Source organism: Kandleria sp. (genome assembly GCF_017934775.1).
Classification (GTDB): Bacteria; Bacillota_I; Bacilli_A; order Erysipelotrichales; family Coprobacillaceae; genus Kandleria; species Kandleria vitulina.
The window spans coordinates 14,470-35,693 of record NZ_JAGBIX010000062.1 but is presented as its reverse complement, the minus strand read 5'-3'; the positions used below and the strand labels follow the sequence as shown (position 1 = coordinate 35,693).

Sequence of the window (21,224 nt, the reverse complement as noted above, 5' to 3'; positions counted from 1 at the left end):
TTACGCCCTTTTTTAGGGTTTTTTTATTGTGAGTCTTATGAGAATGAATAGAATGAAATCATATACTACATATCATGAAAAATATGGAAAAAAAAGAAGCCTAACGAAATGATTAAATCATTTCGTTACAGTCTCTTTTTTCTTTATGCAGTTAAAAGATGGCGTCTATATTGAACAGGACTCATCCATCCTAACTTTTCCTTTATTCGTTGCTCGTTGTAGTATTTTATAAATCGTTCTATTTCAGATTTTAATTCCTCATAACTATAGTAAACAACACCATAGTATATTTCTTGCTTAAGAATCCCAAAAAAATTTTCCATTACTGAGTTATCAAGACAGTTTCCCTTTCTGGACATACTTTGGAATATTTTTTCCTCTTTTAGTCTATGAGTGTATGCTTTCATTTGGTAGGCCCAGCCTTGATCCGAATGAAAGGTTCTTCTATAAGGACAGTCTGAAGTTACTTCAATAGCCTTATCCAAGGCGTTCATTACATTCTTAGCAGAAGGTTTCTTGTCTATTCCATAACTTAGGATTTCTCCGTTACACATATCCATAAATGGATCCAGATAAAGTTTATGCATAGTCATATGTCCTTTGGAATCAACTTCATAATACTTAAATTCTGTCGTATCTGTTGTGATTTTTTGATGTGGTATGTTTGTATTAAATCGTCTACGAATTCTGTTAGGGGCAACGGTACCCACTTTGCCCATGTAAGAACTATATTTCCTGCTTTTTCGCATATAGGATGTTACTTGCAAGCCAAGCTTTTGAACGATTCTCTGAATTTTCTTTTTATTGATTCTATATCCCTGATTACGAAGCTCTGCATGTATTCTTCGATATCCATAATCCTTATTATTCTTACGGATTTCTTGGATTTTTTCTTCAAGTTCTTTATCGGGATTTTCTCTATCAAATCGCTTTTGCCAATACATATATGTTGCTTTTGGCATGCCAGTATAAGAGAGAAGGTCTTTTAGTTTGAATTCTCGTCGGAGACTGTTGATGACGAGCGCCATTCTCTCATTTTTGCCTCGTCCTCTAAACGCAGCCTCCTCAGTTCTTTTAAAAATGCATTCTCGATTCTTAGCTTAAGGAGTTCATCCTCAAGTTCCTTCACACGCTCTGCACTTATATCAACAGAAGTCTCTTCAACAGGTTTTCCCTGCTTATTACTTTCCGACTTATTCAACGTTTTCTTACACCCTTTCTTACGTGGTCTCAACGCATCTGGACCAGCAACTCGAAAGCGATTAACCCAGTTTGCAATTATACTTGGATTAGTAATTCCTTCTTGTAGAGCTAAATCTTGATATGAGATTTCACTTGATAAATATAACTCTACAATAGAAAGTTTCTTTTCGAAAGAGTATTTTTCTTTTTTTCCGGAACGTTTAAGTCCATCATCTCCGAATTTTTTGTAGGCAGAAACCCATATTTGAAGTTGAGTCTTTGACCCCAGCCCATACTTGGCAGAAAGAAAATCATAGCCACCACAACCTTCCAGATATTCAATAACTGCTTTTTTCTTGAACTCATATGAATATTTTGCCATAAAAATACCGACCTCCCAATTGTTAGATTTTCAGGTCTAACTTTTGGGGGTCGGTACATACGTAGCCTCGTTTTTATTTTCCTGCCATTTTTTTGTAAACATCTACAAATTCAGCTGCTAAATCAATAACTACTAAACCGCACATTAAATGATCCTGGGCATGAACCATCAATAAGCTTAATGGAGCTTTTTCTCCACGAATTTCAGCCTGAATCATTTCAGTCTGAGAATGATGTGCTTCATTTACTGATTCTTTTGCATTCTGAAGAGATTCGTCTGCTTTGTCAAAATCTCCTGCTTTTGCATACTGAATTGCTTCGATTGCTGAGCTTCTTGCACTACCAGCGTTAACAATCAAATTAATGACTAACTGTTCCTGTTCATCCATCTTATAATATCTCCTTTAAAAATTTTCTCAGAATAAATCTGCTTTTATATTATATCATAATTGAGAGCGATTTCAAACCCTATCAGCGCTGATTTATCATGCCAAAATGCTGCAATGCAAATTGTATGCCTTCATCCTCAATATTTGCTGTTACATAATTGGCAACTTTTTTTAATTCTGGCACTGCATTTCCCATCGCAATTCCAAGAGACACCTCTTCAATCATCTCTAAATCATTTCGTCCATCACCAAAAGCGATAGTATCCTTCATATCTCTATGCATCGCTTTTACAAGCTCCATAATACCTTTGGCTTTCGATGTACCTCTAAGCGTCAAATCAAAAGAATGACGAGAACGATGTCGCTGAATATCGAAATATGGTGATAATTTTTCAATCATCACAGGAATATCATCTAAATTATTACAATAGATCATTCCGATATAGCTTTCAATATGGTAAGGATCAAAATGATCGACGCAGATTTCATCTTTCATTCCCCACTTATTGGCAAAATGAACATGGGCTGGATCATGACGATCCTTTATATAAATATAATCATTGCTTTCAAAATAATAATTCATATCATATTGTGAACAAAGATTCATTGTTTCTATAATCGCTTTTGGCTCAATGACAGTCTTATATAAAGTTTTACCCTTATAAGAGACATGTCCCCCATTGCATGTTACGTAGCCACTAAAAGGATATGATGATACCCCATCTACAATAAAGCATTTACATCTGCCCGTAGACAAAAAGACATCATGTCCATTGCTCTTTAGTTCATCCATAGCTACCTTGGATGCATCTGTGATTTCATATATATCTTTATTGACATCAATTAAGGTTCCATCAATGTCAAAAAAGAACATCTTATTATCCATGCGTATTACCTCCAAAGACTACATTAACATAAAAAAAAGAAGATATCCAAGGATATCTTCTTCTAATGTAACGTAATGATTAGTCAATGATTTCAGAAACGTTACCAGCACCAACTGTTCTACCACCTTCACGGATAGAGAAACGAGTACCGTTTTCGATAGCGATTGGGTGAATTAATTCAACTGTTAATTCAACGTTATCGCCAGGCATAACCATTTCTACACCTTCTGGTAATTCGATGATACCAGTGATGTCAGTAGTTCTGAAATAGAACTGTGGTCTATAGTTAGCGAAGAATGGAGTATGACGTCCACCTTCGTCTTTTGATAATACGTAAACCTGAGATTTGAATTTCTTATGTGGATGTACTGATCCTGGTTTAGCTAAAACCTGACCTCTTTCGATCTGGTCTCTGTTGATACCTCTTAATAATACACCAACGTTATCACCAGCTAGAGCGTAGTCTAATAACTTACGGAACATTTCGATACCAGTAGCAACTGTTGACTGAGTTTCTTTGATACCAACGATTTCGATTGGATCATTTAAGTTTAACTGTCCACGTTCTACTCTACCAGTAGCAACTGTACCACGTCCAGTGATTGTGAATACGTCTTCAACTGGCATTAAGAATGGTTTATCAGTATCTCTGACTGGATCAGGGATATAAGAATCCATAGTGTCTAATAATTCCTGGATAGGAGCAGTCCATTTTGGATCTCCTTCAAGAGCTTTTAATGCAGAACCACGGATAACTGGAGTGTCATCTCCTGGGAATTCGTATTCATTTAATAATTCACGAACTTCCATTTCTACTAATTCGATTAATTCTTCGTCATCAACCATATCGCATTTGTTTAAGAATACGATGATGTATGGTACACCAACCTGACGAGATAATAAGATATGTTCTCTTGTCTGTGGCATAGGTCCATCAGTTGCAGCAACAACTAAGATAGAACCATCCATCTGAGCTGCACCAGTGATCATGTTCTTGATGTAGTCAGCATGGCCTGGACAGTCAACGTGTGCATAGTGACGTCCATCTGTTTCATATTCAACGTGAGCTGTATTGATTGTGATACCACGTTCTTTTTCTTCTGGAGCAGCATCGATATCAGCGTAATCTTCGAACTGAGCCATACCCTTATCTGCTAAGTATTTTGTGATAGCAGCAGTTAATGTAGTTTTACCATGATCGACATGACCAATAGTACCAACGTTTACGTGAGTTTTCTCACGGTTAAAATGTTCTTTTGCCATTTAAGGTCTTCCTCCTAAATATAAAATTTTACAAATACATTCTATATGAATTAATGCCAAAAATCAACATAATTCAATTAATTTAATTATTCAGCGTTTGCGCCTTTTTTCTTAATGATTTCTTCTCTGATTGACTTTGGAACCTGTTCGTATCTATCGAACTGCATTACATAGTTTCCACGACCCTGTGTGAATGATCTTAAGTCAGTTGCGTAACCGAACATTTCTGATAGAGGTACAGAAGCCTGAACAACTACTGCGTTTCCTCTTTCTTCCTGTCCATCGATCATACCACGACGAGAAGAAACGTCACCCATTACAGAACCTAAGTATTCAGCTGGAGCAGTAACTTCAACTTTCATGATTGGTTCAAGGATAACTGGAGCACACTTCTTAGCAGCATTCTTTAATGCCATAGAAGCAGCGATCTTATAAGCCTGTTCAGATGAATCGACATCATGGTAAGAACCATCGAATAATGTCGCTTTGATATCTAATACTGGATATCCAGCAACGATACCGTTATTTAATGCATCTTCAAGACCCTGTTTTACAGAACCAATGTATTCTCTTGGTACTGAACCACCGACGATAGCGTCAACGAATTCGAAACCTTTTCCTTCATTTGGTTCAAATTTGATCCATACATGACCGTACTGACCACGACCACCAGACTGTCTGATGAACTTACCTTCAACGTCAGCGCCCTGAGTGATAGTTTCACGGTAAGCAACCTGAGGAGCACCTACATTTGCTTCAACCTTGAATTCTCTCTTTAATCTGTCAACGATGACATCTAAGTGTAATTCACCCATACCAGCGATAATAGTATCACCAGTTTCAGGGTTTGTAGAAGTTCTGAAAGTTGGATCTTCTTCAGCTAACTTAGCTAAGGCTGTACCTAACTTATCGTTATCCTGTTTAGTCTTAGGTTCGATAGCTAATTCAATAACTGGTTCTGGGAATTCCATCTTTTCAAGGATAACAAAGTTATCTTCATCACAAAGAGTATCACCAGTTGTTGTATTTTTGAAACCTACTGCAGCAGCGATATCTCCTGCGTAAACTTCATCGATTTCTTTACGTGTATTGGCATGCATCTGTAAGATACGTCCTAAACGTTCTCTCTTGTCTTTTGTAGAGTTTAATACATAAGTACCAGATGAAGCAGTACCTGAGTATACACGGAAGAATGTTAATTTACCAACATAAGGGTCAGTCATAACCTTGAATGCTAAAGCAGCGAATGGTTCTTCATCAGAAGGATGTCTTTCGATTTCTGCTTCATTTTCATCAATACCCTTGATAGAAGGTACATCAGTAGGTGCAGGTAAGTAATCGATAACTGCATCTAGCATTGGCTGTACACCTTTATCTTTGTATGCTGATCCACATAATACTGGGAATAATTCAACTGCTAATGTACCTTTACGGATAGCAGCTTTAACATCTTCAACTGCTGGTTCTTCACCTTCAAGAACCTGCATTAATAAATCATCATCAAATGATGCAGCTGCTTCTAATAATTTTTCATGATATTCAGCAGCCTGTGCCTGGTATTCTTCAGGAATTTCTTTTTCAACAACTTCCTGACCTTCTGCACCTTCGAAGTATAAAGCCTTCATTTTTAATAAGTCAATAATACCTTCGAATTCAGATTCAGCACCGATAGGTAACTGTAATGCAACAGCATTAGCACCTAATCTCTTACCGATAGATTCAAGTGACATGATGAAATCAGCACCTGTAGCATCCATCTTGTTAGAGAATACGATTCTTGGTACACCATAAGTTGTAGCCTGTCTCCATACTGTTTCAGTCTGAGGTTCAACCCCTGCCTTTGAATCAAGTACAGTAACAGCACCATCAAGAACACGTAAAGATCTTTCAACTTCGACAGTGAAATCTACGTGGCCCGGTGTATCGATGATGTTGATTCTATGACCTTTCCAATGAGCTGTAGTTGCAGCAGAAGTGATAGTGATACCACGTTCCTGTTCCTGTTCCATCCAGTCCATCTGAGAAGCACCATCATGTGTTTCACCGATCTTATGAATTCTACCTGTATAATAGAGAACACGTTCTGTAGTTGTTGTTTTACCAGCATCGATGTGAGCCATGATACCGATATTACGTGTTTTCTCTAATGGATATTCACGAGCCATATTTTTCTCCTTTTAATAATTTTATTAATAAATAAAACAATCTTACCAACGGAAATGTGCGAAAGCTTTGTTTGCTTCAGCCATTTTGTGAGTATCATCTTTCTTCTTAACAGAAGCACCTGTTCCGTTAGAAGCATCGATAATTTCATTAGCTAAACGATCAACCATAGTATTTTCGTTTCTTAAACGTGAATACTGAGTTAACCATCTTAAACCTAATGTCATTCTTCTTTCTGGTGAAACTTCAACTGGTACCTGGTAGTTAGCTCCACCAACACGTCTTACCTTTAATTCAAGTACAGGCATGATGTTGTTGATTGCAGCATCAAATACTTCCATAGCTGGTTTGCCAGTCTTAGCTTCTACTTTATTAAATGCACTATATAAGATGTTCTGAGCAACACCTTTTTTACCATCGAGCATGATGTTGTTGATTAGTTTAGTAATAGTTTTGCTATTGTACACTGGATCAGGTAAAACATCTCTCTTAGCAATACGTCCTTTTCTAGACATTAGCAATTCCTCCTATTTTATTTCTTTGGTTTTTTAGCTCCGTAACGAGAGCGTCCCTGCATACGGTCTTTAACACCAGCACAGTCCATTGTACCACGGATAATATGGTAACGAACCCCTGGTAAATCCTTTACACGTCCACCACGAATAAGAACAACTGAGTGTTCCTGTAAGTTATGACCGATACCTGGGATATATGCAGTAACTTCTAAGCCATTAGATAATCTAACTCTGGCATATTTTCTTAAAGCAGAGTTTGGTTTTTTAGGTGTCATAGTAGCCACACGAGTACATACACCACGTTTCTGAGGTGATGCTACCTTAGTAGCTTTCTTTGCTAAAGAGTTATAACCTCTATTTAAAGCTGGAGATTTATATTTCTTTACTTTTTCACTACGTCCTTTTCTAACTAACTGATTAATTGTAGGCATTGTTTTCTCCTTTCTTTCTAACACACTTTTCCGGGTGTTTCAGAAATTTCCATTTAAATTGATGCTCCATTAATCAAGCACCTTAGATATAATACATAATCATTTTGTTTAAGTCAATACTTTTAGTGTAATTTTTTAAACAACTTTTCCGTGTGTTTCATTCAGTGAAAAATATCCTGTTTATCAGCATGTTATGCTTTTCGTTCTTCTTTACTATTAAACAACGGTTCCTCACGTTTCAAATAGCGATTTGAGTATAAAAAAGACCGAACGTTTACACGTTCGATCTTAATTTATTAATGAGCAATGAATTCTTCAGGTTCATTGAATGTAGCATCATCTGGGTTAAAGAATTCAGCTTCTTCCTCGCTTCTTTCAAGTGCAGCAAGTCTTTCTGCTTCTTCTTTTTCTTTTGCTATAGTTTCAGGTGATTTAAGAGGACCTCTTAAACCAGTACCTGCTGGCAATAAGTGACCGATGATAACATTTTCTTTAAGTCCCTTAAGATCATCCACTTTACCCTTGATAGCAGCATCAGTAAGGATTCTTGTAGTTTCCTGGAATGATGCAGCTGATAACCAAGAATCAGTATCAAGAGATGCTTTAGTGATACCAAGTAAGATTGGTCTACCAACAGCTGGGTGTTTACCTTCATGTAAAGCTTCTTTATTGATTTCAGTGAATGTCTGTACAGAGACATGGCTTCCTGGTAATACACCAGTGTCCCCACCATCGATGATTCTCATACGTTTTAACATCTGACGTACGATGATTTCGATATGTTTATCAGAAATTTCGATACCCTGAAGTCTATATACTTTCTGTACTTCCTTCAAGATATAGTTTTCAACTGCTCTTACATCAGCAACAGCTAATAATTCTTTAGGATCGATAGAACCTTCAGTGATCTTGCCACCGACTTCTACTTCGTCCCCTTCAACAACTCTTAATTTTGCACCGTAAGGAGCTAAATAAGACTTAGTTTCTAAATCGTTAGAAACAACAACTTCAGCACGACCACCATTGTCGATAATTGAAGTTACAGTACCAGCGATTTCTGAGATGATAGATTTAGCCTTAGGATTTCTCGCTTCAAACAATTCCTGAATACGAGGAAGACCCTGAGTGATATCCGCATCACCGGCAACCCCACCCTGGTGGAAAGTACGCATTGTTAACTGTGTACCTGGTTCACCGATAGACTGAGCAGCCATGATACCGATTGTTTCACCGATTTCAACTGGTTCACCAGTTGCTAAGTTTCTACCATAACACTTGCAGCAGACACCTGATTTAGCACGGCATCCAAATACTGATCTGATTTCTACTTCTTCAATACCAGCATTTACTACTGCAGCAGCGCTGTTTTCATTCATAAGTTCACCAGCATGAACGATGATTTCACCTGTTTCTGGATGAACGATATCTTTAAGTGAAGTACGTCCGATCAATCTGTCTTCCAATGGTACGATTTCACTGTTATCTGCAGTATTGATTAATGCAGAAACCATGAATCCTTTATCAGTACCACAGTCTTCTTCTGTAACGATAACTTCCTGAGATACATCGACAAGACGTCTTGTCAAGTAACCTGAATCGGCAGTCTTTAACGCAGTATCGGTAGAACCTTTACGTGCACCATGTGTAGAAATGAAGAACTCTGATGCTGTTAAACCTTCTCGTAAGGCAGACTTGATAGGTAATTCGATTGTTTCACCCTTAGGGTTGGACATAAGACCACGCATACCTACGAGCTGAGTGAAGTTCGAGATATTACCACGGGCACCTGAATCTGACATGATGAAGATTGGGTTTGTAATATCAGAAACGAATTCATCAAATACGACAGCCTGTACCTGATCTTTGATATCAGTCCATAACTTAATTACCGCATGATAACGTTCTGTTTCAGTTAATTTACCCTTAGCATATAACTTCTTGATTGTTTCAAGAGATTCATCTGCTTCTTCGAATAATTCATATTTTGCTTCTGGGATCTGGATATCGGCAACTGATACTGTTAATGCAGCAACTGTTGAGAAATGATATCCCTGATCTTTCATCTTATCAAGCATTACGCTGATTTCTTCACTATGGACAGTCTTGAATGCTTCATCGATGATGTGTTCAAGTGTCTTCTTAGTAAATGGATGAATGATTTCCTGTTTCTTGATATGTTCCTTAATATCAGTTCCCATTGGAACGAAGAACTTATCAGGAGTTCCTTTAAGGTTTTCGTTGCTATCTTCGTTCATGAATGGGAATTCTCCATCAAAGATCATGTTGAAGATAATCTTACCTACTGAAGTAATCAAGTAACTGTTGTTCTGTTCTTCAGTAAATGTCTTGTTATGTAAAGATGCACCTCTGATTGCACATCTTGTATGTAAGTGTACTGTCTTGGCATCATAAGCCATTAATACTTCGTTAACGTCAGCGAAGACTGTACCTTCACCAATCTTGCCAGCAACTTCTGTAGTTAAGTAGTAGTTACCAAGCACCATATCCTGTGATGGAGTAACGATTGGCTTACCATCCTTAGGACCAAGGATGTTTCGTGAACCTAACATAAGCTGTCTTGCTTCCTGGATTGCTTCTTCACCAAGTGGAACGTGAACGGCCATCTGGTCACCATCGAAGTCGGCGTTGAACGCTGGACACATCAATGGATGAAGACGAATAGCACGACCTTCAACTAAGATTGGTTCGAATGCCTGGATACCAAGTCTATGTAATGTTGGCGCACGGTTAAGAAGAACTGGATGTTCTTTAATAACTTCTTCAACGATTGGCCAGATAGCATCATCCATCTTGTCAATCATTCTTTCAGCTGCCTTGATGTTAGTTGCAAGCTGTTCTCTAACTAAACCAGAGATAACGAATGGCTTAAATAAATTGATGGCCATTTCTCTTGGAATACCACACTGATACATCTTTAAGCTTGGACCTACTGCGATAACTGAACGTCCTGAGTAGTCTACACGCTTACCAAGTAAGTTCTGTCTGAAACGACCCTGCTTACCTTTAAGTGTATGTGATAAAGACTTTAATGGTCTTCCACCTGCACCAGTGATAGGTTTGCTTCTTCTACCGTTATCGATTAACGCATCAACAGCTTCCTGTAACATACGTTTTTCGTTCTGTACGATAATTGAAGGAGTACCTAATTCCAATAATTTCTTAAGACGGTTGTTACGAGTGATAACACGACGATATAAATCGTTCAAATCACTTGTCGCAAAACGTCCACCGTCAAGCTGAAGCATTGGTCTTAAATCAGGTGGGATAACTGGAAGTACATCCAAGATCATCCATTCTGGCTGATTTTCAGATTCTCTGAATGCTTCAATTGCGTCAAGTCTCTTAAGAAGCTTCTGACGTTTCTGTCCCTGAGCTTCTCTTAATTCATGCATAACTGTTTCAAATTCGCTATCAAGATCGACTTTCTGTAATAAGATCTTAATGGCTTCTGCACCGATCTTAGCTTCGAACTGATTTCCGAATTTTTCTCTACAGTTACGATAATCTCTTTCAGATAATACCTGTTTGAATTCCAAAGGAGTAGTTCCTTTATCAGTAACAACGTAAGAAACGAAGTAAATGATTTCTTCTAGCTGTTTTGCAGGCATATCAAGGATTAATCCCATTCTTGAAGGAATACCCTTTAAATACCAGATATGAGCAACTGGAGTTGCTAATTCGATATGTCCCATTCTTTCTCTACGAACTGAAGACTTAGTGACTTCAACACCGCATCGATCGCAGACAACACCTTTATATCTGATTTTCTTATACTTACCGCAGGCACATTCCCAGTCCTTCATAGGACCGAAGATGCGTTCACAGAATAACCCATCTTTTTCAGGTTTCTGTGAACGGTAGTTGATTGTTTCCGGTTTCTTAACTTCACCATGAGACCAAGCACGGATCTTTTCTGGAGAGGCTAATCCAATACGGATTGCTGAGAAATTTGTATTTGATGCCATTATTCTTCCTCCTCATCCTCTTCTGATCCAGCCAAAGCTGCCATGATATTGTTGATAGCAGCGTCTGTCTGTTCATCATTATAGCTATCTAATGCAGCTTCTTCATCAGAAGCTGGTGCTTCTGATGCTTCTTCTACTGCTTCTTCTTTCTTTTCTTCATGAGCTTTCTTTTCATTATCGAATGATCTTGGGAAACGACGTTCTTCATCTTCGATATTGCTCATCTGTACTTCATTGCCATCATCGTCTAATAATTCAACATCTAATGCCAATGCCTGTAATTCTTTTGTTAATACACGGAATGATTCTGGTAAACCAGGTTCTGGTAATTTCTGTCCCTTAACGATTGCTTCATATGTCTTAACACGTCCTACAACGTCATCTGACTTAACTGTTAAGATTTCTCTTAATGTGTAAGCAGCACCATATGCTTCAAGGGCCCAAACTTCCATTTCCCCGAATCTCTGTCCACCGTTCTGAGCTTTACCACCAAGTGGCTGCTGAGTAACAAGTGAGTATGGTCCAACAGATCTTGCATGTAACTTATCATCAACCATGTGACAAAGTTTGATCATGTACATTACACCAACAGAAACTTTTGAATCGAAGTATTCACCAGTCTGTCCGCTGATTACCCACTGTTTACCATCCTGAGGAACACCTGCTTCATCCATGATGTTAGCTAAGTCGTTTGCATTGATACCATCGAAGGCTGGTGTAGCGAAATACTGTCCACCAAGCTGTCTAGCAGCATAACCTAAGTGTAATTCCAATACCTGACCGATGTTCATACGTGAAGGTACCCCTAATGGGTTAAGCATGATGTCAAGTGGTGTACCATCTTCAAGATGTGGCATATCTTCGATTGGTAAGATTTTAGAAATGACACCCTTGTTACCATGACGACCAGACATCTTATCACCTTCAGAGATCTTTCTCTTCTGGATGATATATACCTTAACAACAGAGTTTACACCTGGCTGAAGGTTGTCATCACCGTTTTTACGGTCAAAGACTTTGATATCATGAACGATACCAGCCCCACCATGTGGAACTCTTAATGAGTTATCTTTAACTTCTCTAGATTTTTCACCAAAGATAGCTAATAATAATTTTTCTTCTGCAGATAATTCTGCCTGTCCCTTAGGTGTAACTTTACCTACAAGGATATCGCCTTCCTTAACTTCAGCACCGATACGGATAATACCGTTTTCGTCTAAGTTAGAACGAGCTTCTTCCCCAACGTTAGGGATATCTCTTGTAATTTCTTCTGGGCCAAGCTTAGTTTCTCTACATTCGATATCATATTCTTCAACGTGAATTGAAGTATAGACATCTTCTTTCACAAGTCTTTCACTCATGATAACCGCATCTTCGTAGTTATAACCGTTCCATGTCATGAAACCTACTAAGACGTTCTGACCTAATGCTAATTCACCTTTTTCCATAGATGGACCATCAGCAAGGATTTCACCTTTTTCTACATGATCTCCAACTTCTACGATTGGTCTATGGTTAATAGATGTACCATCATTTGATCCAGCGAATTTTAATAATCTATATTTTCTTTCCTGGTTGTCTTCATTCTTAACGATAATCTTCTTACCATCAACATAAGTGACAGTACCAGCTTCTTTAGCGACAACAGCAGCTCCTGAGTCTCTTGCAGCCTGTGCTTCCATACCAGTTCCTACGTATGGTGCATGAGGGTTCAATAGAGGAACGGCCTGACGCTGCATGTTACATCCCATCAAGGCACGAGTGGCATCATCGTTTTCAAGGAATGGGATACATGAAGATGCAACGGATACGATCTGTTTAGGAGAAATATCGATAAAATCGATTTCTTCAGGCTTAGCCATGATGTTTTCACCTAAATGACGAGCGATAACCTGTTCATCAATAATTCTGTCATTTTCATCAGTAGTAACCTTAGCCTGAGAAATAACATAATTCTTTTCTTCATCCGCAGATAAATAACGGATATCATTTTCGTCAATGACACAGTCATTAACTTTTCTATATGGAGTTTCAATGAATCCATATTCATTAACTTTGGCATAAGATGCTAAAGTTGAGATCAAACCGATGTTTGGACCTTCAGGTGTTTCGATTGGACAGATTCTTCCGTAGTGAGATGCATGAACGTCACGGACTTCATAACCTGCTCTATCTCTTGATAAACCACCAGGACCTAACGCAGATAAACGACGTTTATTAGTTAATTCAGCTAATGGGTTGATCTGATCCATGAACTGAGATAACTGCGAACTTGCAAAGAATTCTTTGATAGCTGCAGTCAATGGACGAATGTTTGTTAAAGACTGAGGAGTCACACTATCAGCTTCTGATAATGACATTCTTTCCTTAACGACTCTTTCCATACGTGATAAACCAATTCTGAACTGGTTCTGTACTAATTCACCAACAGTACGTACACGTCTGTTTCCTAAATGATCGATATCGTCCAATAAGCCAATTCTGCTCATTAAGTTGACTCTATCCTGATCCTGTAAGTCAATTGTTTCAAAGATGTCAACTAAGTTAAGCATATAAGAATAAGCAGCAATCATATCACTGATTGTGATAAATTTGCTCTTTAATGAAAGATCAGTACCGATAACTCTCATTTTTCTTCTCTTAGTTTCATCTGTGTAGACATCAATCCACTGTACTCTTGAGTTAGAGTCCATATTTTCATTAGTCTTGATGTCATGCATATGTGCACCAGCTTCAAATACTGGTTTTAAGATATCTAATTCCTTAACTGTGATTTTAGTATCTTCTTTTAATACAAGATTTCCATCAACGTCATAAACATCTTCAGCAAGTACTCTTCCTGAAAGTCTGTCTAATAATGATAACTTCTTACCTAATTTAAAACGACCAGCTTTAGCAAGATCATATCTCTTAGGATCAAAGAATCTTGTATAAAGTAAAGAGTTGGCACCTTCTAATGTAGCAGGTTCACCAGGTCTTAACTTATTGTAAATTTCAATCAATGCTTCATCAGTATTATGAGTCGTATCTTTTTCAAAAGTATTTGTTAAGAATTCATGTTCACCAAATACAGCAGTGATTTCTTCGTTTGTTGATAATCCAAGCGCACGTAAAAGAATAGTACCAGGAATCTTCTTCTGACGGTCAATACGTACATTCAATACATCTTTACTGTCATTTTCAAATTCAAGCCAAGTACCTCTTGATGGGATTACCTGTCCAGAGAAGACAGTTTTCCCTACTTTATCAGTTCCATTACCAAAGTACGCTCCAGGAGAACGGACAAGCTGAGATACGATTACACGCTCAGCACCATTAATGATAAATGTACCTGAATCTGTCATTAATGGGAAATCTCCCATGAATACTTCGTTTTCTTTGATTTCACCTGTAGTGTTATTTACTAGGCGTAATGTTGCTCTTAATGGAGCAGAATAGATAGTATCTCTATCCTTGCTTTCATCAATATCATATTTAGGTTGATCGAAATGGCAGTCTTCAAATTCCAATGATAATGTCTCATTGAAGTTTGTGATAGGATAAATATCCTCAAAGACCTCTTTAATACCTTTTTCCATAAACCATTTGAAAGAATCAGTCTGAATTTCTACTAGATTAGGCAATTCTAGCGAACCACTAATTCGTGAATAGTCGCGTCGAGTTATACGTCTCTCATCGCGTGTTACATTCTTTTCCAAGTCCGTTTCACTCCTTCTCTCACGTCTTCACCCTATAAAAAAGCATGACAAAAAGCGCTGCTTTTAGATATGAGTTGGCATTTTAGAATGCTATCATAACAACACTTTTTTGTCAATAATTTTCTCAAAAAAATTAATTGTTTCGCAGCGCTTATTTATACGATTGTAAAATGTAATAACCCTTGTCCTTCTTTAAGATTTCACAATTGCCAAATACTTCTTCCATTTTAGCTTTAGCACTTGGTGCTCCTTGCTTCTTCCTAATGACTACGACAAGTCGGCCTCCCTCGTTGAGATGATCATACGCTTCTTCAAGAATAGTATGGACAACCTTCTTCCCAGCTCTAATTGGTGGGTTTGAGAGAATCATATCAAAAGTACCCTCTACATTTTCGTAGATATTGCTTTCATAGACATCAATGTTATCTAGATTATTACACGTTATGTTCTCTTTTGCAAGAGAAATTGCTCGGCGGTTCACGTCCACCATAGTCACATGCAACTGTGGATTTAACGCTTTTAACGTAATCCCCAATGTACCATAACCACATCCAAGGTCTAGTAGCGTCTGTGCATCTTTGATCTCTACCGCATCTAAAAGAACACGAGAACCATAGTCGATAAATGTTTTAGAAAACACTCCGCTATCGCTATTAAAGATCAATTCATGACCATGGTACTGGAAAGTAAAACGTGTAGGTTTACTTTCCAATTGGTCGTTTGTAAAATAGTGTCCCATATCTGTTAACAAAAAAGCCCCTTTCGGGGCTTAATATGTATAGGTTAAATTATTTAACTTCTACAGATGCACCAGCAGCTTCTAATGCTTCTTTGATCTTAGCAGCTTCGTCAGCTGGGATGTTTTCTTTGATCTTAGCTGGAGTAGCATCTACTAATTTCTTAGCATCAACTAATCCTAAACCAGTGATTTCTCTTACAGCTTTGATTACAGCAACTTTAGTAGCTCCAACATCAGTTAAAGTTACAGTTACTTCTGCAGGAGCAGCATCTTCTTCTGCACCAGCAGCAGCTACAGCTACAGGAGCAGCAGCAGTTACGTCAAATTTTTCTTCGATTGCGCTTACTAATTCATTTAATTCTAAGATTGTAGCTTCTTCTAAATAAGCTAAGATATCTTCAATGTTTAATTTTGCCATTTTTATTTCCTCCGATTAATTACTTATTAAGCAGCTGCTTCTTCGCTTGCAGCTTCAGCAGTTTCTACAGGTGCTGCTTCACCTTCAGATTTCTTATCAGCTAATGCTTTAACAACTCTTGCAACTTTTGCAGTTGGGTCTTTTAAGCAAGCCAATAACATAGAGTACATACCTTCTCTTGATGGTAATTTTGATAATGCTTTGATTTCAGCTTCATCACACATTTTACCTTCAACGATACCTGCTTTTAATACTAAAGCTTCATGATCTTTAGCAAATTTAGCAAGTACTCTTGCAGGAGCAACTGCATCTGAATGACCGAAAACTAATGCGTTTGGTCCAGATAAGAATTCATCTAATTCGCTCATGCCTGCAGCTTCAGTTGCACGTTTAACAAGCTTGTTCTTGTAGACTTTCATTTCTACATCTTCAGCTCTTAATGCTGTACGAAGTTCAGTGACTTCTGCAACAGTTAAACCACGGTATTCAGCTACGACAACAGAAGCAGCGTTATTTAACTTTTCTGCAACTTCATCAACAATTGCCTGTTTAGCTACTAATACTTCTTTAGCCATTGTTTTTCCTCCTATATAATTTCTATATAGCAACAATATACTGTATAAAAGCTCTCCTAACACGAGGAGAGCTTGTCAATGTCATTTGACAATATCCCTCGGTAACAAATTAAGGTTATTGGCCAGTTACTGTCTACGGTATATTGATTGCACCTAATTGATATTAAAGTTCAACTTTAATACTTGGACCCATAGTTGTAGAAATTACAACATTCTTAACATAAGTCCCTTTTACTGTAGAAGGTTTAACCTTTAAGATTAAATCTTTAACAGTTAAGAAGTTTTCTTTTAAAGCTTCTTCAGTGAAAGAAACTCTACCCATTGGCATATGTACATTACCGTCTTTGTCAGTTCTGTAGTTAACCATACCGGCTTTCTGTTCCTTAACTGCTTTTTCTACGTCCATAGTGACTGTTCCAGTCTTAGGGTTTGGCATTAAACCTCTTGGTCCTAATACTCTACCTAACTTACCTAACTTAGGCATCATGTTAGGAGTAGCGATAGCTACATCGAAGTCTAACCAACCTTTTTCAATATTTTCTAATACATCTTCAGCACCAACAAAATCTGCACCTGCAGCTTTTGCTTCTTCAGCTTTAGCACCTTCAGCGATAACTAAAACTCTCTTATCTTTACCAGTACCATTTGGTAAACCAATAGCACCACGTAACTGCTGATCTGCATGTCTAGTATCTAAGTTTAATTTGAATGCAACATCAACACCAGCATCAAATTTAGTGATAGATGTTTTCTTCACTAAAGCTACTGCTTCATCGATAGAATAAGCTTTACCCTTTTCGACTAATTTAGCAGCTTCTACGTATTTCTTACCTTTTTTAGCCATTTCTTTTTCCTCCTTAAAGTGGTCTTAGCGGTTGTTACCTCCCACTATTATGACGGAATCATATCTCCATCAAATGCAATGAATTGATTAAGCGTCTAATCCTTCAACTTTAACGCCCATGTTACGAGCTGTTCCTGCAATGATCTTCATAGCGCCTTCAATATCAATCGCATTAAGATCAGGCATCTTGTATTCAGCAATTTCTTTTAACTTATCAGCTGATAATGTAGCAACTGTCTGTTTAGAATCGCTTGCTGCTTTCTTAAGATTACAAGCCTTTTTGATCATTTCGCTTGCTGGAGCTGTTTTTAAGATAAAATCGAAACTCTTATCTTCATAAACTGTTAAAACAACTGGTACTGTTTCACCCATACGATCTTTAGTCTGATCATTGAATGCAGTACAGAATTTAGGCATCTGGATACCTGCACCTGCTAGTGCTGGTCCTGGTTTAGCCTGTCCAGCTTTGAACTGAATCTTCATTACTCTTACAACTTTTTTACTCACGCGACACACCTCCTATAAAATTTGTCCGTGTTGTGGTTTATATGGACAGTGTCCTCCCACGTTGTACGTTTAGGTACGTATTGCATTATACAGTATTGAAACAAAAATGCAACACAATTTTTAAAAAAAGTTCATTTTATCGTATCTTTATAGTTTAACTGTTATTTTCGTCCCTTTTCCTAATGAACTTTCTACTTCAATACTCCCCTGATGCTTCTCTATTATCCATTTCACAATCGCCATTCCCATGCCGCTTCCTTCACTTAAGTAACGCCCTTTTCCACGATAGAATCGATCAAAGAAACGCTGCTTTTCTTCATCGCTCATGCCTATTCCTTGATCTTCTACAATAAGGACAATCTCTTTATCTTTATAAAGGCGCACATTGATGACCCCTTTTTCTTCCTGATACTTGATTGCATTATCCAACAGATTCATAAGCATTCTCATAAGCATCACTTCATCACCGTAATATAGAATACCTTCTTCAATATCCGCATTAATGACAATCTCTTTCTTATCTGCAATCTCTCTCATCTGTTCAACTTCACTTAAAAAAAGTAAAGACAGATCAATTTCTTCTTTTTCTATCTTATGATGAGTACGACTAAGAAGTAACATCTGATTGATAATACGTCCCATCTTGATGGCCTGTTCATGAATCCGTTCCACTTCCTCATGACCATCTTCCATCAAAGATTCACATTCCGTCTGAATAATGGCTACCGGCGTCTTTAATTCATGGGATACATCCCCATAGAATTGTTTTTCATGAATAAATGACGCTTCAATCTCCCCCAGCATTTCATTGATTTCATAAGAAAGCTGACTTAATTCATCTTCTACTTCACCTACTCGAAGACGTTTGCTTAAATCATCGACTTTTCTAATTGAAGAAACATCTTTTGAAATATCAACGATTGGCATCAAGGCCCTCTTGGTCATAAAGTAACCCATCCACAATATGGCAATAAGAAGAACCGGTAAGATAAGTGATGCAATTCTTAAATAATGCGTCATCAGACTCGTGCGACTTCCTCTGATTGCGATTCCTCTGATCCAGAGTGATTGTGAATGAGAGAAAATGAGATGATGATCATAAATAAGATAGTAGTCTTTATCAACTTTCTTCAGCTGATAAGCTCCTTCCTTGAAAGATATTGAAGAAAAAGAAGCAGGAATATTTCCTTTGATTCTTCTTCCTTCTTCATTAAAGATCCCAATAAGCGTTCCTCCTACATAAGTAGGAAAAGCATTATCTAAGGAGATCACTTCATTTTCATAATGAATATATTCAACACTATTCATTACCGATGATGATAAAGAAAGCTTCGTATTCGCATCATCGACATACTCATGTATAAAATAAAGACTTCCTTCTACTACAGTCAAGAAAATGGAAAGGATGACACAATAAAACAGCGTTAATCTTCTTGTAATCGTAAGCTTCATCGTATGACATACCCCACTCCTCTTACTGTCTCAATCGCATCTTTGCCTATTTTCTTTCTTAATGTACGAATATAGACATCAATAATATTGCTTGTTCCATCATAATCATATTCCCATATATGATCCATCAGACGTTCACGACTGATGATAACCCCCTGATTCAATAACAAATATTCTAAGATTGCATATTCTTTGGATGTCAGTGCAATTACATTGTCATTGACTATAACCTGATGGGCATTCATATCCAACTTAAAAAGAGAATGTTCAATCAATGCACTGTTTCCTTTTTGATGATGACGTCGAATAGGAACACGTAATCTGGCGCTTAACTCTTTTAATGAAAAAGGTTTTCCTAAATAATCATCTGCCCCTTCATCTAATGCCAAAATGCGATCATTGACGTCACTTTTTGCACTCAGGATAAGAACTGGCGTATTGTTTTTATTATGGCGAATCTTTTTTAAGAACGTCATGCCGTCCATATGAGGCATCATAAGATCTAATACAATAGCATCGTAGTCATACAATTCACAATATGTCAGCGCTTCAGCTCCATCATAGACATAATCAACCAAATAGCCTTCTCTTAAAAGATGTTCTTTTATATTCCTATTGAGATATTTTTCATCTTCTACTACAAGTATCTTCATAGTTTGCCTCCTTAATTCCACTATATCAATTATCCTGATAAATGCGATACTTTTTCATTTTATTTTCATGTTCAAAGATTAAGATATAAGTGAAAGGAGGAGAAGTTATGAAAACAATAAAGACTATTATTGCAACATTGATGTTAACCCTCACTTTAAGTATAATGCCTTCCAACGCGCTTTCTAAAAATAAGGCGCTGACAATTGCAAGGAACGCTTTACCTTCAGTTGGCTATCTTCAAAAGACAAAACACAAGAAAGGCCTTTGGGAATTTACATTCAAGAATAAGAACAGAAAGATTGAATGGGAAGTCAAGGTCAGTGAAAGTGCCAAGATGGCTATTAAGCTAGAGATGGAACGTAAACAGTATGAAGGAGGAAAAGTCTACAAGATTTCTTCAAGTGCTGCAAAAAAGGCTGTCTTAAAGAAATTTAAGAACATTACTGTCACAAAAGTAAGTAAAACAAGAGATGATGGTCGTATTTATCGTGTAAGCTTTAAGCATAAGAAATATACTGCCACCGCTGATGTTAACGCCCAGAGTGGAAAAGTTCAGGGCTATACAAAAAACTTCTTTGCGACAAAGACGACATCTGCCATCATTTCAAAAGACAAAGCCGTCAGCATTGCGAAAAAGAGAATTCCTAATGCCAGCTTACGAAAGGTAAAACTTGAAGTAGAGAAAGGTACACTTGTCTATGAAGTAGAGCTTATTAAAGGACGCATTGAGTACGAGGTTACTATTAATGCGAAAACTGGAAAAATTATTGAAGTAGACATTGATTAATATTTATGATCAAGAAGTTATTGATTATCTCTCTTATGGTCATTATTGCCACGCTATCCTTCATAGTCGGCAGAGCTTCCATTACTCCTACTGTTCCTAGCGAAGAAGTGAAAACTGAAAATAATAAGCAATCTAAAATGTTGTCGAAAGAAGAAGTAAGCAATCTTTTATTAAAAAGATTGCCTTCTTCTACCATTATCTCATTAGAAATTGATAAGGAGGATGGCATTCTTATCTATGAAGGAGAATTAAGGCATAATAATAAAATCTATGAGTTTAAGATTGATGCCTACAGTGGTGTTATTATTGAATTAGAAGAAGATGATTAACAAAAAAAGAGTTCTTTGCGAACT

General features: G+C 37.4%; 18 protein-coding genes and 1 other annotated feature. Of the genes, 2 read left to right on the top strand and 16 right to left on the bottom strand.

Annotated features, from left to right (window positions below; all coding sequences use genetic code 11):
• Nucleotides 1-143 precede the first annotated feature (143 nt).
• From J6L95_RS06675 to J6L95_RS06600, 16 genes are all read right to left on the bottom strand, one after another.
• A protein-coding gene (locus J6L95_RS06675) for an IS3 family transposase (protein ID WP_287458554.1) occupies nt 144-1,564 on the bottom strand; the annotation gives its coding sequence in 2 pieces (ribosomal slippage) (nt 144-1,078 and nt 1,078-1,564; 1,422 coding nt in all).
• A gap of 73 nt (nt 1,565-1,637) precedes the next feature.
• On the bottom strand, nt 1,638-1,952 hold the full coding sequence (locus J6L95_RS06670; protein WP_029071099.1) for a PTS lactose/cellobiose transporter subunit IIA: 315 nt from the start codon (nt 1,950-1,952) through the stop codon (nt 1,638-1,640).
• Between the two features lie 82 nt (nt 1,953-2,034).
• Complete coding sequence (locus J6L95_RS06665; protein ID WP_287458553.1) at nt 2,035-2,838, bottom strand: Cof-type HAD-IIB family hydrolase; 804 nt, start codon at nt 2,836-2,838, stop codon at nt 2,035-2,037.
• A 79-nt stretch (nt 2,839-2,917) separates the two neighbouring features.
• A complete protein-coding gene (tuf, locus tag J6L95_RS06660) occupies nt 2,918-4,102 on the bottom strand; it encodes an elongation factor Tu (RefSeq protein WP_029071097.1) in 1,185 nt (394 codons plus the stop codon).
• 86 nt (nt 4,103-4,188) lie between these two features.
• Nucleotides 4,189-6,267, bottom strand: coding sequence for an elongation factor G (gene fusA / locus J6L95_RS06655; RefSeq protein ID WP_287458552.1), 2,079 nt, complete (start codon nt 6,265-6,267; stop codon nt 4,189-4,191).
• 42 nt (nt 6,268-6,309) lie between these two features.
• On the bottom strand, nt 6,310-6,780 hold the full coding sequence (gene rpsG / locus J6L95_RS06650) for a 30S ribosomal protein S7 (RefSeq protein WP_029071095.1): 471 nt from the start codon (nt 6,778-6,780) through the stop codon (nt 6,310-6,312).
• 17 nt (nt 6,781-6,797) lie between these two features.
• On the bottom strand, nt 6,798-7,211 hold the full coding sequence (gene rpsL / locus J6L95_RS06645) for a 30S ribosomal protein S12 (protein ID WP_029071094.1): 414 nt from the start codon (nt 7,209-7,211) through the stop codon (nt 6,798-6,800).
• A 296-nt stretch (nt 7,212-7,507) separates the two neighbouring features.
• Entirely contained in the window at nt 7,508-11,197 is a 3,690-nt protein-coding gene (gene rpoC, locus J6L95_RS06640) for a DNA-directed RNA polymerase subunit beta' (protein ID WP_287458551.1), read from the bottom strand.
• Nucleotides 11,197-14,895 (bottom strand): DNA-directed RNA polymerase subunit beta, encoded by a 3,699-nt coding sequence (gene rpoB, locus J6L95_RS06635; protein ID WP_287458550.1) that lies wholly within the window; start codon nt 14,893-14,895, stop codon nt 11,197-11,199. Before rpoB ends, rpoC begins: the two co-directional genes overlap by 1 nt.
• Nucleotides 14,896-15,046: 151 nt before the next feature.
• Nucleotides 15,047-15,634: a class I SAM-dependent methyltransferase gene (locus J6L95_RS06630; protein ID WP_029071091.1), complete on the bottom strand. Its 588-nt coding sequence runs from the start codon at nt 15,632-15,634 to the stop codon at nt 15,047-15,049.
• Between the two features lie 49 nt (nt 15,635-15,683).
• A complete protein-coding gene (gene rplL, locus J6L95_RS06625; protein WP_287458549.1) occupies nt 15,684-16,052 on the bottom strand; it encodes a 50S ribosomal protein L7/L12 in 369 nt (122 codons plus the stop codon).
• 26 nt (nt 16,053-16,078) lie between these two features.
• Nucleotides 16,079-16,627, bottom strand: a complete 549-nt coding sequence (gene rplJ, locus J6L95_RS06620; RefSeq protein ID WP_029071089.1) for a 50S ribosomal protein L10 — start codon at nt 16,625-16,627, stop codon at nt 16,079-16,081.
• A gap of 35 nt (nt 16,628-16,662) precedes the next feature.
• Nucleotides 16,663-16,784: a sequence feature (ribosomal protein L10 leader region), on the bottom strand.
• Between the two features lie 6 nt (nt 16,785-16,790).
• Complete coding sequence (gene rplA, locus J6L95_RS06615) at nt 16,791-17,471, bottom strand: 50S ribosomal protein L1 (RefSeq protein ID WP_029071088.1); 681 nt, start codon at nt 17,469-17,471, stop codon at nt 16,791-16,793.
• An 87-nt stretch (nt 17,472-17,558) separates the two neighbouring features.
• Nucleotides 17,559-17,978 carry a 50S ribosomal protein L11 gene (gene rplK, locus J6L95_RS06610; protein ID WP_029071087.1) on the bottom strand — a complete coding sequence of 140 codons (420 nt, stop codon included), beginning with the start codon at nt 17,976-17,978 and terminating at the stop codon, nt 17,559-17,561.
• Nucleotides 17,979-18,125: 147 nt separating this feature from the next.
• Nucleotides 18,126-19,430, bottom strand: a complete 1,305-nt coding sequence (locus tag J6L95_RS06605; RefSeq protein WP_287458548.1) for a sensor histidine kinase — start codon at nt 19,428-19,430, stop codon at nt 18,126-18,128.
• Nucleotides 19,427-20,083, bottom strand: coding sequence for a response regulator transcription factor (locus J6L95_RS06600; RefSeq protein ID WP_287458547.1), 657 nt, complete (start codon nt 20,081-20,083; stop codon nt 19,427-19,429). The genes J6L95_RS06605 and J6L95_RS06600 overlap by 4 nt, the downstream gene beginning before the upstream one ends.
• A 107-nt stretch (nt 20,084-20,190) precedes the next feature.
• Here J6L95_RS06600 and J6L95_RS06595 point away from each other — a divergent pair, with 107 nt between their 5' ends.
• Together J6L95_RS06595 and J6L95_RS06590 are read left to right on the top strand one after the other, a co-directional pair.
• On the top strand, nt 20,191-20,871 hold the full coding sequence (locus J6L95_RS06595; protein ID WP_287458546.1) for a PepSY domain-containing protein: 681 nt from the start codon (nt 20,191-20,193) through the stop codon (nt 20,869-20,871).
• Nucleotides 20,872-20,876: 5 nt separating this feature from the next.
• A complete protein-coding gene (locus J6L95_RS06590; RefSeq protein WP_287458545.1) occupies nt 20,877-21,200 on the top strand; it encodes a PepSY domain-containing protein in 324 nt (107 codons plus the stop codon).
• The last annotated feature ends 24 nt before the right edge of the window (nt 21,201-21,224 follow it).